The 12,482-nt window shown below is 67.3% G+C and carries 13 protein-coding genes; 4 read left to right on the top strand and 9 right to left on the bottom strand.

What is annotated here, in order from left to right:
- Positions 1-76: 76 nt before the first annotated feature.
- Together LZC94_39350 and LZC94_39345 are read left to right on the top strand one after the other, a co-directional pair.
- A complete protein-coding gene (locus tag LZC94_39350) occupies positions 77-1,135 on the top strand; it encodes a ferritin-like domain-containing protein (GenBank protein WXB13877.1) in 1,059 nt (352 codons plus the stop codon).
- Entirely contained in the window at positions 1,128-1,856 is a 729-nt protein-coding gene (locus tag LZC94_39345) for a TetR/AcrR family transcriptional regulator (protein WXB13876.1), read from the top strand. The genes LZC94_39350 and LZC94_39345 overlap by 8 nt, the downstream gene beginning before the upstream one ends.
- Here the strand turns inward: LZC94_39345 and LZC94_39340 are convergent.
- Positions 1,780-2,928: a quinone-dependent dihydroorotate dehydrogenase gene (locus LZC94_39340; protein WXB13875.1), complete on the bottom strand. Its 1,149-nt coding sequence runs from the start codon at positions 2,926-2,928 to the stop codon at positions 1,780-1,782. The genes LZC94_39345 and LZC94_39340 overlap by 77 nt on opposite strands.
- Before the next feature lie 256 nt (positions 2,929-3,184).
- Between LZC94_39340 and ald the strand changes: the two genes are divergently transcribed.
- Together ald and LZC94_39330 are read left to right on the top strand one after the other, a co-directional pair.
- Positions 3,185-4,294: an alanine dehydrogenase gene (gene ald, locus LZC94_39335; protein WXB13874.1), complete on the top strand. Its 1,110-nt coding sequence runs from the start codon at positions 3,185-3,187 to the stop codon at positions 4,292-4,294.
- Positions 4,295-4,316: 22 nt separating this feature from the next.
- Positions 4,317-5,054, top strand: coding sequence for an HAD-IA family hydrolase (locus LZC94_39330; GenBank protein ID WXB13873.1), 738 nt, complete (start codon positions 4,317-4,319; stop codon positions 5,052-5,054).
- Positions 5,055-5,088: 34 nt separating this feature from the next.
- Here the strand turns inward: LZC94_39330 and LZC94_39325 are convergent, their stop codons facing one another.
- From LZC94_39325 to LZC94_39290, 8 genes are all read right to left on the bottom strand, one after another.
- A complete protein-coding gene (locus LZC94_39325; GenBank protein ID WXB13872.1) occupies positions 5,089-6,156 on the bottom strand; it encodes a galactose mutarotase in 1,068 nt (355 codons plus the stop codon).
- A complete protein-coding gene (locus tag LZC94_39320) occupies positions 6,153-7,028 on the bottom strand; it encodes an S-methyl-5'-thioadenosine phosphorylase (protein ID WXB13871.1) in 876 nt (291 codons plus the stop codon). Before LZC94_39320 ends, LZC94_39325 begins: the two co-directional genes overlap by 4 nt.
- On the bottom strand, positions 7,025-7,723 hold the full coding sequence (locus tag LZC94_39315; protein WXB13870.1) for an HAD-IA family hydrolase: 699 nt from the start codon (positions 7,721-7,723) through the stop codon (positions 7,025-7,027). The genes LZC94_39320 and LZC94_39315 overlap by 4 nt, the downstream gene beginning before the upstream one ends.
- On the bottom strand, positions 7,720-8,316 hold the full coding sequence (gene nudK / locus LZC94_39310) for a GDP-mannose pyrophosphatase NudK (GenBank protein ID WXB13869.1): 597 nt from the start codon (positions 8,314-8,316) through the stop codon (positions 7,720-7,722). The genes LZC94_39315 and nudK overlap by 4 nt, the downstream gene beginning before the upstream one ends.
- Before the next feature lie 80 nt (positions 8,317-8,396).
- Positions 8,397-9,611: an acyl-CoA dehydrogenase family protein gene (locus tag LZC94_39305; protein ID WXB13868.1), complete on the bottom strand. Its 1,215-nt coding sequence runs from the start codon at positions 9,609-9,611 to the stop codon at positions 8,397-8,399.
- 30 nt (positions 9,612-9,641) lie between these two features.
- Positions 9,642-10,991, bottom strand: a complete 1,350-nt coding sequence (locus tag LZC94_39300; GenBank protein WXB13867.1) for an acyl-CoA dehydrogenase family protein — start codon at positions 10,989-10,991, stop codon at positions 9,642-9,644.
- Positions 10,969-11,649: a TetR/AcrR family transcriptional regulator gene (locus tag LZC94_39295; GenBank protein WXB13866.1), complete on the bottom strand. Its 681-nt coding sequence runs from the start codon at positions 11,647-11,649 to the stop codon at positions 10,969-10,971. Before LZC94_39295 ends, LZC94_39300 begins: the two co-directional genes overlap by 23 nt.
- 112 nt (positions 11,650-11,761) lie before the next feature.
- On the bottom strand, positions 11,762-12,463 hold the full coding sequence (locus LZC94_39290) for a 2OG-Fe(II) oxygenase (protein WXB20305.1): 702 nt from the start codon (positions 12,461-12,463) through the stop codon (positions 11,762-11,764).
- Between the last annotated feature and the right edge of the window lie 19 nt (positions 12,464-12,482).

Here is a 12,482-nt window from a genome sequence, read left to right as displayed (position 1 = left end):
AATTTCAGCATTACTTGACGTTCGGTACGGGCTGGTTCTTATTAACTAAAAAGTCAATTGAAGGGAGGGCGAAGCCATGGCCAACGTACCGAGCTCCGCGGATGCGTCGTTTTTCACGGCACCGACGGTCTACGCGCGCATCGCGCAGGAGAGCGCAAAGCCGGCCAAAGAGGGGCCGCAAGGGGTGGAGAAGGTCGATGTGGCATTTCCCATGTCGTACACATGGGACTACGCGACCTCGCGGCTCGATCTGCGGGTGCTCTACGAGAAGTCGAAGGACTTGATGTGGAACGGCAGCACGGATTTGCCGTGGGAGACCCCGGTCGATCCGGAGAGCCAGTACGTGCCGGACAACATGAATCCCCTCTTCGGTACTCCGATTTGGGACAAACTCGACAAGAAGCGCGAAGTCCCGACGCTCCGCCGTCACATGGCGAGCTATATGATTTCCAACTTTCTCCACGGCGAGCAGGGCGCGCTCTTGGCCACCTCGCAGATCGTCAACTGTGCGCCCACGTCGGAGGCCAAGTTTTACGCGGCCGCGCAGGTGTTCGACGAGGCCCGGCACGTGGAGGTCTACGACCGGTATCTGCGCGAGAAATACGAGCTCGTATATCCGATTAGCCCCCATTTGAAGAAGCTCCTCGATACGCTTCTTCAGGATTCGCGCTGGGACTTCAAATACCTCGGTATGCAAATCATGGTGGAGGGGGTCGCGCTGGGGGCGTTCGGGTTCATCCATCAAACGACGGAGGAGCCGCTCATCCGCCAGATCACGCAGATGATCATGCAGGACGAGTCGCGGCACGTGGCCTTCGGGGTGCTGGCGCTCAAGGATACGTACGCGGACATGGCGCCCAGTGAGCTCCGCGATCGCGAGGATTTCGTGATCGAGGCCTCGAGGCTCCTTCGCGACAAGTTCCTCGGTCAGGAGGTCTGGGAGCGGCTGGGGCTGCCCCAGAAGGAGTGCGAGGAGTACTCGGAGCGCAGCGAGTCGATGCAGTTTTTCCGCAAGCTGCTCTTCACCAAGATCGTCCCCAACGTAAAGCGGCTGGGGCTGCTCACCCCGTACGTGCGGCGCGGCTTCGAGGAGCTCGAGGTCATCGACTACGAAAATTGGGAGCCGAGTGCCTAGCAGCGGCGCGCAGCGCATTCCGGAGGCCCAGGGCAGCGAGCCCGCTCCCCAGCGGCGCGAGCGCAACGCGGTGGAGACCCAGCTCCGGATCGTGCGGGCGGCGGAGGTGGAGTTCGCCCGAAAGGGGTTCGACGGCGCTCGCCTCGGGCAGATCGCGCGCGCCGCCGAGGTGCAGCAGGCGCTGATCCACCATTACTTCCACGACAAAGAGGGGCTCTATCGGGCCGTGGTGGATCACGCGGTGGGGGCCATGAGCGTCGAGGGTTGGGAGGTGCTCCACCGGCTGCTGTCCCCGCTCGACGCGTCGCGCGTGCCCGAGGTGGTGCGGGCCTTCGTCGATCTGCTCGTGTGGCAGTCGCTCACCCACGCCTCGGCCTTTGCGATCCTGCGCCACGCGGCCGCGGCCGAGGGCGCCGGCGAAACGCGATCCGAGGCGCTCATCCGCCGGACCATGCGCGACAAGATGCGGCCGCTCTTCGACGCGGTGGTGGCGCTCATCGAGGAGATGCGCGCGCAGGGTCACGTCCGGAGCGACGTGGAGCCGCGGCACCTCTGCATCTCGGTGCTGTCCTTGGCGCTGCTCGCTGCGCAAGACGACGGCATCGTGCGGGCGGTGTGGAACGTCGACGTGCGCTCCCCCGACTTCATCGCGGAGCGGAAGCAGGAGATCGTGGCGACGGTGCTGGCGCGTATCCTTCCGACGGCCACGCCGTCCGGGTGAGCTCCGCCAGCGATACGGCGCCCGATTGCGCGGCCGCATCGGCCAGCGCCCGCGCGAGCGAGTGCACGATGCCGGGTCCCCGGTAAATGAACGACGTGTAGAGCTGCACCAGGTCGGCGCCCGCGCGCATCATGGCGAGCACGTCGTCCGCCGACTCGATGCCGCCCACGCCGATGACGGCGCGCTTGGGGCCGAGGCGCGCGCGCACGCGCTGGACGATCTGGCGCGACCGCTCGCGAAGCGGTGGCCCGCTGAGGCCACCGGCGCCCATGGCGGCGACGGCGGCATCGTCCGTGGAAAGCCCGGTCCGCGCGATGGTCGTGTTGGTGGCGACCACGCCATCGAGATCGCATTCCACGCCCACGTCGAGCAGCGCCTCCAGCTCCTGCTGGTCGAGATCGGGCGCGATTTTCACGAGCAGAGGGACCCGCGTCCCCGCTTTATTTTCCGCCTGGAGCGCGCCGAGCAAGGTGCGCGCGAGCTCTTGCCCCTGCATGGCGCGCAGCCCCGCCGTGTTCGGCGACGAGACATTGACGACCACGAAGTCCGCCTGGGTGCGCGCCGCGCGAAAGCTCGAGAGATAGTCCGCCACCATCCCATGCACCGGCTCCAGCGGAACGCTGCGCGATTTTCCAATGGAGATGCCCACGGGAACGGGCACCCCGCGGCGGATTCGCTGCACGCGCGCGGTGACCGGATCGGCGCCCTCGTTGGGAAAGCCGAGCCGGTTGATGAGCGCGCGATCGGCGGGGAGGCGAAACAGATTGGGCGCCGGGTTCGGCTCCTGCGCGCGGGCGGTGACCGTGCCCAGCTCCAGATAGCCGAACCCCAGGGCGGCCAGCGCACGAGCTCGCCGCGCGTTCTTGTCGAAGCCGCCGGCCAATCCAATGGGGTTCGGAAAGTCGAGCCCCATGACGCGCGTCTTCAGCTCGGGGCGGTCCACTGCAAACATCGCGTGAACGATTCGCCTCAACAATGTTACGTGCTCGACGGGAGCGAGCGCCGCCATCGCGACGGAGTGGGCCAATGCGGGGGGCAACGTAAATAAGAGCGGACGTATGAGTTGGTACATGGCCGGCCGTCCAGAAACGCCAGAGTTGGAACGAGGCAGGGGTGACTACCATAGCGGCTGACGCGCCGCTTCATCATCGGGTGATTCGCATACGTCATTTCACCCGGCCAAGGCACCCCCCGCGAAGCGCGCGGCGCCGGGTCGTTCTTTCGCGCGCGGGAGGCTCGCCCGCAGGCGCGAATTCAACTAGTAGTGTCCCCGCGCCGCGTCGCCTTTTGGGCACTTGTCTTCGTCGGCGGCAAAAAAGGAGCTTCCCGTGATTGTTGGCGTCCCCAAAGAGATCAAAACCCGCGAGTACCGTGTCGGCTTGACCCCTGCCGGTGTCCGCAGCCTCACCTCCCACGGCCACAAAGTCCTCGTTGAAAAGGGCGCAGGAGAGGGCAGCGGCATCAAGGATGCGGAGTACATTGCGCAGGGAGCGACCATCGTGCCGACCGCGGCCGACGCGTGGGGCGCGGAGATGGTGGTGAAGGTCAAGGAGCCGATCGCGCCCGAGTACGGCTTCTTCCGTGAAGGACTGGTTCTCTATACGTATCTGCACCTCGCCCCCGAGCCGGAGCTCACCCGCCAGCTGGTGAAGGCGAAGGTGTCCGGCGTGGCCTACGAGACCATCGAGCTCGCCGACGGCTCGCTTCCCTTGCTCCGTCCGATGAGCGAAGTGGCCGGCCGCATGGCCGTGCAAGTCGGCGCCACGTGCCTCGAGAAGGAGCACGGCGGCAAAGGCGTTCTGCTCGGCGGCGTGCCCGGCACCCGCCGCGGTCGCGTGGTGATCCTCGGCGGCGGCGTCGTCGGACGCAACGCGGCCACCATCGCCATCGGCATGGGCGCGCAGGTCACCGTCCTCGACGTTCGCGCCGAGACGATGGCGTACCTCGAGGACGTGTTCGGCGGCGCCATCGAGACCCTGTACTCGAACCCCGTGAACATCGAAGAAGCGGTCACGCGCGCGGACCTGGTCGTCGGCGCCGTGCTCGTCACCGGCGCGGTGGCGCCGAAGCTGGTGAGCGAAGCGCTCATCGGCAAGATGGAGCCGGGCTCGGTCGTGGTCGACGTCGCCGTCGACCAGGGCGGTTGCATCGAGACGTGCCACCCCACCACCCACGACAACCCGACGTACGAAGTGAACGGCGTCGTCCACTACTGCGTGGCGAACATGCCGGGCGCGGTCGCGCAGACCAGCACCTGGGCCCTCACCAACACGACCATGGCCTACGCGCTCAAGATCGCCGACAAGGGCCTGGTCGCCGCCGTCCGCGACGACGTCGCGCTCGCCCGCGGCGTCAACACGCACAAGGGTCACGTCACGTGCGAGCCGGTCGCCCAAGGCCAGAAGCTCGAGTACGTGCCGCTGTCGAAGCTCCTGTAAGCCGTACGGCTCGTACCCTCTCGTGATCGATCGCTCTCTCGTCGAACGCGTCGAGCTTCTGTGCCTCGACGCCGGAAACACGCTGATTTTCCTCGACCACGCGCGCATCGCCCGCTTCCTGGCGGCGCGCGGGGTCGCGGTGGAGACGGCTTCGCTCATCGCGGCCGAAGGCGTCGCCAAGCGTGGCCTCGAGGGAGCGGGATCGGGGAGGCTCGCGCCGGTTCGCTGGTCGCATCAAGCAGCTCCGGGCGCGCAAGGTTGGGGACTCGTCATCGGAACGACCATCGCCGTTGGCGGGGCTCCAATCGAACGCGTTCCGGAGCTGCTCGATGCGCTCTGGGAAGACCATGTTCGCTTCAACCTTTATTCGCGCGTGCCCGAGGGGCTCCCGGGGGCGCTCGATCGCCTTCGCGCCGCGGGGGTGAAGCTCGCCGTCATCAGCAACTCCGAGGGCATGCTCGCCGGGCTCCTCGACGAGCTCGGGCTCCTTTCGCGCCTCGATCGCGTGGTCGACAGCGCCTTGGTCGGCGTCGAGAAGCCCGATCCGCGCATCTTCTCCTTTGCGCTCGACGCGTTCGGCATCGGCCCCGATCGCGCCTTGCACCTGGGCGACACCGTGGCCACCGACGTGGCAGGCGCCCGCGCGGCCGGCATCCGCACCGCGCTGCTCGACCCCTTCGAGCATTACCCGGATCTGCACCGCGACGTCCCGCGCGTCGAGAGCGTGGAAGCCGTCGCGGATGCGATCTTGTCGCGCTGACCTCGCGGCGCGCTGACCTCGCGGCGCGCTGCGATCAGCCGACGCCGAACTGATAGATCGTGCGGCTCCGCAGCGGCGTTCCGGGGCGGACGACGGACGACGGGAAGCTCGGCTGATTCGGAGAGTCGGGGAACTTCTGCGTCTCCAGGCAGAAGCCATCGCACTGACGGTACGTCGATCCGCTCGGCCCCACCAGCGCGCCCGTGAGCACATTCCCGGTGAAGAACTCGATCCCCGGCTCGGTGGTGTACGTATCGAGCACGATGCCGCTCTTCGGGCTCCGCACCCGGGCCGCGTGGATCGGTTGATCGGCCGGCGCGCCGGCGGGCCGGTTCACGACATAGCAATGATCGTAGCCCCACCCGTACACGAGCTGCTCGTGCCCTTGGCGGATGCGCGCACCGATGGGGGTCGCCGTACGAAAATCGAAGGGCGTGCCGGTGACGTCTTGGAGCTCGCCAGTGGGAATTTGATCGGCCCGCACCGGCGCAAAGGCGTCGGCGAAGAGCACCAGCTCGTGATCGAGGATGTCGCCCGAGCCCTCGCCCGACAAATTGAAGTAGCTGTGGTTCGTCAGGTTGGCCACCGTGGGCTTGTCGGTGGTCGCCAGGTAGTCGATGCACAGCTCGTTCTTCGCCGTAAGCGTGTAGGTTACACGTACCGTGAAGGTGCCGGGGAACCCTTCGTCCCCGTCGGGGCTCGTGTGCTCGAAGACGACGCGCTGTCCTTCCGGGCCCGCGCCGGCCTCGATCTCGCGCCACGTGTACTGATCGAAGCCGCGCTTGCCGCCGTGCAAGGTGTTCCCGCCGTGGGTCACCGGCAGCCGATGAACGGTGCCGTCCAAGGTGAACGTTGCGCCGGCGATGCGGTTCGCGAAGCGCCCCATGGTCGCGCCCAAGCGGGGGTGATGCCCCAGGTAGCCTTCCATGGTCGCGAAGCCGAGCACCACGTTGCGGGGCTTGCCGTCGCGATCCGGCACGTTCAGCGTGCGGACGGTGGCGCCGTAGCTGATCAGATCGACCGAGACGCCGGCCGCGTTGGTGAGCACATAGCGATGGACGTCTTCTCCATCGGGGCCCTTTCCAAAAAGCTCCCGCGTCATGATCGATTTCCTTTCGCAAAAAAGCGCGCACACACCGCGTCGAGCTTCTTCACCAGCTCCGCATCGTACGTCGAGGGCGCGGTCATCACCGCCCCCTCCAGCGCCCTGTCGCAGCCGTGCGCGCACGGGCCGCTCCACGTACCCAGCTGCGGGATCACCTTGCGCAAGAGGTTCTGCGCATGGGCGCCGTTGCGCTTCATCACCTCGGCGACCGCGTGGGCCGTCACGTCGACGTGGGCCGTGTGCCAACAGTCGTAGTCGGTCACCATGGCGATGGTGCAGAAGCACATCTCGGCCTCGCGCGCGAGCTTGGCCTCGGGCATGGCCGTCATGCCGATGACGGAGGCGCCCCACGAGCGATACAGCTCCGACTCCGCCCGGGTGGAGAACTGCGGCCCCTCCATGACGATGTACGTGCCCCCGTGCGCCACCGGGATCGCGAGCTCCTTGGCCGCGCCGGCCGCGATATGCCCCATGCGCGTGCACACCGGATCGGCGACCGAAACATGGGCGGTGAACCCCGGGCCGAAGAACGTCTTCGTGCGCGCGAAGGTGCGGTCGATGAACTGATCGACCACCACCAAGGTGCCGGGCGGCAACTCTTCCCGAAGGCTGCCCACCGCGGTGAGCGAGAGGATCTGCGTGCAGCCGGCGCGCTTGAGGGCGTCGATGTTGGCGCGAACATCGATGTCGGTCGGCGGGACGCGATGGCCGCGACCGTGCCTGGGGAGAAACACCACGTCTTGTCCGGCCAGGCGGCCGAAGAGCAGGGCGTCGGAAGGCGTGCCGAAGGGGGAAGCTACGTGCTCCCACCGCGCATCGGCGATGTCTTCCATTTGATAAAGACCGCTACCTCCGATGACACCGATCATTCACCGGCTTTTAGCGAGCTTTCGCCGGCATGTCGATACAGCTCGGACCATAGCCCGCGGTCGCGAAAGTCGTCGATGACATGACGCGCACCCGCGTCGCGCAGCGCCTGCTCGGGCAACGACGAGCGCACGCCCACCGTATCGATGCCGGCGGCCGCCGCCGCGCGCACCCCGGAGAGCGAATCTTCGAACGCGAGGGCCGCACCCGCCACGCCGTCGAGCCGCTCGAGGCCCGTCAAGTAAGGCAGGGGGTGCGGTTTGGCGTGCGGCAGCTCCTCGCCGATGACCACCGTGTCGAAGCGCCGTTCGAGGTCGAGCGACGCGAGCAGCAGCGCGGCATTTTCGCGCGGCGCGTTGGTGACGACGCCGCAGCGCGCGCCCCGCTCCCGCGCCCAATCGAGCAGCTCGTAAATGCCCGGGGTGGGCTCCAAGGTGCCCACCAGATCGCGAAAGAGCTTCTCCTTGCGGTCCGCCAGGACGTGCTGCTCGCGCGCGCTGCGCTCTGGAAAGAGGAGCGCCATGATCTCGACGAACCCGTACCCCATGATGCGGGTCTTGTAGAAGCTCAGCTCGAGCGGCGGCCTCCCGTTCTCCTCCATCAGCATGCCGAACGCGCGGAAGTGGAGGGGATCGGTGTCGACCAACGTCCCGTCGAGGTCGAAGAGCAAGGTGAGCTTGGGGGCCTTTGCGGTCATGCGGGTCGGTCGAGGAGTCCGTGGATCTTCGCGTACTGCAGCAGCATGATCGTCTTGGCGTCGGCGATGGCGCCGGTCTCGATCATGCCGAGGGCCGTGTCGAGCGGCAGCTCCAGCACCTCGATGTCCTCGCCGTCGTTCTCTTCCCCGCCGCCGTCCGATACTTTGGAGTGGCTCGAGTACTCGGCCACGAAGAAATAGAGCTTCTCGGTGACCAAGCCCGGGCTCATGTACGCCTCGAAGATCTTTCGAACGTTGTCCACGCGGTAGCCGGTTTCTTCCTCCGCCTCGCGCTTGATGCACGTCTCCGGATCGTTCGTCTCGAGCACGCCGGCGCACGCCTCGACGAGCATGCCGTTCGTGAGCCCGTTCACGAAGGCGGGAAAGCGAAACTGGCGCACCAGGATGACGCTCTTCTTCTCGCGGTTGAAGAGGAGGATCGCCGCGCCGTTGCCGCGATCGTAGGTCTCGCGGCTTTGCCTTTGCCAACTTCCGTCCCGGCGGAGGTAGTCGAATGTCGTCTTCTTCAAGATGTACCAGTCGTCCGAAAGGAGCTGCACACCTTGAATGCGAACGCGCGGATGCTCGGACATCGACGTTCTCGGTACGTAGAGCGCGCACCGCGCTTTTTCAAGCGCGGCGCCCGCCATGCGCCGTGCGCCGGACGCCGCGATCAGCGCAGCTCGGTGCTGGATTTTCCGAGCAAGCGGCGCGCGATGATCAGCATTTGAATCTGCTGCGTCCCCTCGAAAATATCGAGGATCTTGGAGTCGCGCGCCCACTTCTCCAGGAGCTCCTGCTCGGCGTAGCCCACCGTTCCGCAGAGCTCCACGCACTTGAGGGTCGTCTCGTTGGCCACCCGCGCGGCCTTGGCCTTGGCCATGGAGGCCTCGAGCGAGTTGGGGATGCCGTTGTCGGCCATCCACGCGGCCTTCATGGTGAGGAGGCGCGCCGCTTCCAGCTCGGCCTCGAGTCGGTGCAGCTCGCTCTCGGCCGCGGGGGCCCGGGTGAAGGTGCGCTCCTCGCGCGTGAGCACCCCGGCGCGCTTCAAGAGCTCCCGCGCACGATCGAGCGCGGCGCGCGCGACCCCGACGGCCATGGCGGCGACCACCGGGCGGGTGTTGTCGAAGGTCTTCATCACGCCCGCGAACGACTTCTTCGTGTCGATCTCGGGGCTGCCGAGGATGTTCTCTTTGGGGATGCGGCAGTCGTCCAGCTCGATGGTGGCCGTGTCCGAGGCGCGGATGCCCAGCTTTTTGTCGAGCCGCACGACCCTCATCCCCGGCGTGCCCTTGGGGACGAGGAACGACTTGATGGCCGCGCGCCCCAGCGCCGGATCGAGGGTGGCCCACACGACGACCGCATCGGCGCGCTCGCCCGCGGTCACGAAGATCTTCTCGCCGCGCAGCACCCACTCGTCGCCATCGAGCCGCGCGCTGGTGCGGATGGCGGCGGAGTCGGAGCCCGCGCCTGGCTCGGTGATGGCCATGGCGACCCAGCTCTTTTTGAACTTCTCCTTTTGCTCCGGGGTGCCGACCGCGCTCACGGCGGCGTTGCCGAGGCCCTGGCGCGGGATGGTGAGCAACAGGCCCACGTCGCCCCAACAGAGCTCCATCGTGCCGAGCACGCCGGTCAGGTTTCCACCGTTGCGGGTGGTGCCGCTCGCCTCGGGCGACGAGCTGCCATCGTCCTGGCTCAAATGGCTCGCCGACGCCCGTGCGCCGCCCTCGTTCATGCCGTCGAGGAGCGCGGCCAGCATGTCGAGCTCCTTGGGGTACGCATGCTCGGCCGTGTCGTACTTGCGCGAGATCGGGCGAAAGACGTTCTCGGCGACCAGACGCGCCTGCTCGACGATGGGGCGAAGTTTCTTCGGATTTTCCAGGTTCATGGACGTGCTCCCGTCTCTTTCGTCTCTCGATCAGACCGACAAAACGCCTTCCAGGATGCCGATGGCCCGCAGATCGCGGTACCAGCGCTCCACCGGGTGCTCCTTGATGAACCCGTGCCCGCCCAGGAGCTGCACGCCGTCGCTGCCGATCTTCATGCCTTTGATCGCGCACTGCGTCCGCGCCAAGGATGCTTCGCGCGCCACGCTCCCGCCTTGCTCGGCCAAGCTCGCGGCGCGGTGCACGAGCAGCCGCATGCCCTCCGTCTCGATGGCGATGTCGGCGATGAGGAACGCCACCGACTGCCGGTTCGACACCGGCTCACCGAACGCCTGGCGATCGTTGCAGTAGGGGATCACGTAATCGAGGATCGCCTGGCTGGTGCCCACCGCCATGGCGCCCCACGCGATGCGCGCGCGATCGACCAAGGTGCCGAGATCGAACGACGAGCCATCGCCGCCGAGGAGCGCGTTCGCAGGGAGGCTCGCGCCCTTCAACGTGAGCCGCCCCAGGCCCGCGGCGCGCAGGCCCATCGCCGGCTCCGGCGCGATCGTGAGCCCCGGCGTGTCGCGATCCACCAGGAAAACCTGCGGGCCTTTGCCGCGCACATCGGCGACGATGGCAAAGAACGCGGCGCTCTCGGCGAGCGGCACCAGCGACTTTTCGCCGTGCAGGGTCCATCCGCCGTCGGTCCGCACGGCGCCGGTCTGCGGGCGCATGGGATCGAACAGGGGGCGCGGCTCCACCAGCGCCAGGGCCGTGGGCACGAATGTATCTTGGAGGAACGGAGCGAGGTAGCGCTCTTGCTGCTCGGCGGTCCCCCAGTCGACGATGGCGTTCACCACGCCCAGCGGCGCCAAGATCGCGAGCGCGAGGCCCATGTCGCCGCGCGCGAGCTGCTCGGCGATGAGCGCGCCGGCCACGTGGGAGCGCACCTCGGCCATGCCGCCGAGCGCCTCGGGGATGGCGAGCTGCGCGAGGCCAAGGCCCTGGCTTTGCTCGAGGATCTCCTTTGGCGCCTTGGCCGCTTCGTCGGCCGTGTACGCGGCCGGGCGCAGCACTTCGTCGGCGAAGCGGCGCATGGTGTCGCGGATGAGGATCTGCTCTTGGGTGGGCGTGGGATCGAACAGCCCGGAGCCGGCGGCGGACTTGAGCCGCGCCGGCTTCTGCCCGGAGCTCTTCGAGCCGGAGAGGACGGTCGCCGCCTTGGTGGCCGCGCGCATGCTCGTCTTCGCCCCGTGGTAGAGGATCTTGGCCGCCGGGCCGCGCAGGCCCAATTTATCCGCGAACTCGGCGCCTCCAAACTGCGTGAGAAGCCGCAGGGGACCGCGGGCCACCCGCTCGAACGTGGACGATTTTCTACGCGCTGTCGCTTCCGCCATCCGTCAGCCTTCTTTCTTGCCCCGCAGCGCGCAGCGCTGCAAACGTGACCTCACCGAGAAGATCGAGCGCCGCATCGGCGTCGCGCACCCGTCCGTCGAAGACCGCCTCGAGCACCCCCATGGTCGAAGCGACGATGACCTCTGCATAGAGCTGCGCCGCCTCGGCGCTGGCCGTGAGGCCGTAGAGGTGAAAGCTCTCTTTGAGCTCGAGCCGCGCCCGATCGAGCAGCCGCCGAAAGGTCCGCCCGAGCGGCGACGTATCGTCGGAGCGATGGCGTAGGAAGATGCGCGTGAGCTCCGGCTCCGAGAAGAACGCCGCGCCCATCGATCGAAAGGCGCGCCGCACGGAGCCCTTTACGTCCTTGGGATCGAGCTTGGCGTGCTGGCGCTTCATCTTCTCCAGCACCATGCCGCCGATCTCTCCGGCGGCCACCTCGAGCACCTCGTCGCGATCGGCGAAGTGCGCGTAGAAGCTCGACTGCTTGATGCCCGCCGCCTTGGCGATGCGGCCGGTGGTGGCGCCGGCCACCCCTTTTTCGCGCAGCAGCTGGATGGCGCCGTTGACGAGGCGCCGGCGGGTCAGCTCGTTGCTCTCTTTTCGCGTGATCGCGGGCCTCGGGCGGGCCAGGGGGCGCGATTTCGAGAGCGAGAGCGGCATCTGGGGTGACGATAGCCTATCGTCGAAAGGACGCAACTCGATAAATTCGGGCCGTATTGATTGGCTCGAATCGAGATAGGTTATCGGTGAGTCGAAGTGGGGGCGGAAGGCGCTACGTCGCGTCGTGGAAGATGATGCCGACGGTGTGGCGCGCGCCGCTTCGCAGGCGGCTGACGCCGTGCCGCATGTTGACCCGGTAGATGCCGCGCGTTCCGCGGACGGGGCGGTGGTGGACGGGGAAGACGAGCCCTTCGCCTTGCGCGAGGGGCACCACCTCGGCGCGCGATTGCATGCGGGGTCGCTGTTCGGTGAGGACGAACTCGCCGCCGGTGAAGTCGGCGCCGGGGCGCGAGAGGAGGATGGCGACTTGCAATGGAAAGACGTGCTCGCCGTAGAGATCTTGGTGCAAGCAGTTGTAGTCGCCCGGGCCGTACCGGAGGATGAGCGGGGTGGGGCGGACCTGCTCGCTCTGGTGGCAGCGCTCCAAGAAGTCGGCGTGATCGCGCGGGTAGCGAACGTCGATGCCCATCGCTTCGTTCCAGCGGTTGGCGATCTCCGAGAGCGACGGGTAAAACGCCGCCCGCAGCTCGGCGATCAGCGGCACCAGCGGGTAGGCGAAGTATTTGTACTCGCCGCTCCCAAAGCCGTGCCGGGCCATCACGATGCGGCTTCGAAAGAGGTCGTCGCGCTCGTAGATGGCCGTGAGGGCGGCGCACTCGTTCTCGGTGAGCAAGGGGCCGGTGGTGGCGCAGCCATACGCGTCCAGATCGGCGCCCACCTTGCTCCAATCGAGCGCCTCGATCCGCTCGGGGATCGAGGCGCTCGGGCCGTGC

Source organism: Sorangiineae bacterium MSr11954 (assembly GCA_037157815.1).
GTDB lineage: Bacteria > Myxococcota_A > Polyangia > Polyangiales > Polyangiaceae > Pendulispora > Pendulispora albinea.
This window is presented reverse-complemented; position numbering and strand designations above follow the sequence as displayed.

Coding starts and splice junctions, on each gene's coding strand:
- LZC94_39305 (WXB13868.1), bottom strand. CDS start 9,611: ATGAACCTGGAAAATCCGAAGAAACTTCGCCCCATCGTCGAGCAGGCG.
- LZC94_39300 (WXB13867.1), bottom strand. CDS start 10,991: ATGGCGGAAGCGACAGCGCGTAGAAAATCGTCCACGTTCGAGCGGGTG.
- LZC94_39325 (WXB13872.1), bottom strand. CDS start 6,156: ATGACGCGGGAGCTTTTTGGAAAGGGCCCCGATGGAGAAGACGTCCAT.
- LZC94_39295 (WXB13866.1), bottom strand. CDS start 11,649: ATGCCGCTCTCGCTCTCGAAATCGCGCCCCCTGGCCCGCCCGAGGCCC.
- LZC94_39350 (WXB13877.1), top strand. CDS start 77: ATGGCCAACGTACCGAGCTCCGCGGATGCGTCGTTTTTCACGGCACCG.
- LZC94_39340 (WXB13875.1), bottom strand. CDS start 2,928: ATGTACCAACTCATACGTCCGCTCTTATTTACGTTGCCCCCCGCATTG.
- LZC94_39320 (WXB13871.1), bottom strand. CDS start 7,028: ATGATCGGTGTCATCGGAGGTAGCGGTCTTTATCAAATGGAAGACATC.
- LZC94_39315 (WXB13870.1), bottom strand. CDS start 7,723: ATGACCGCAAAGGCCCCCAAGCTCACCTTGCTCTTCGACCTCGACGGG.
- nudK (WXB13869.1), bottom strand. CDS start 8,316: ATGTCCGAGCATCCGCGCGTTCGCATTCAAGGTGTGCAGCTCCTTTCG.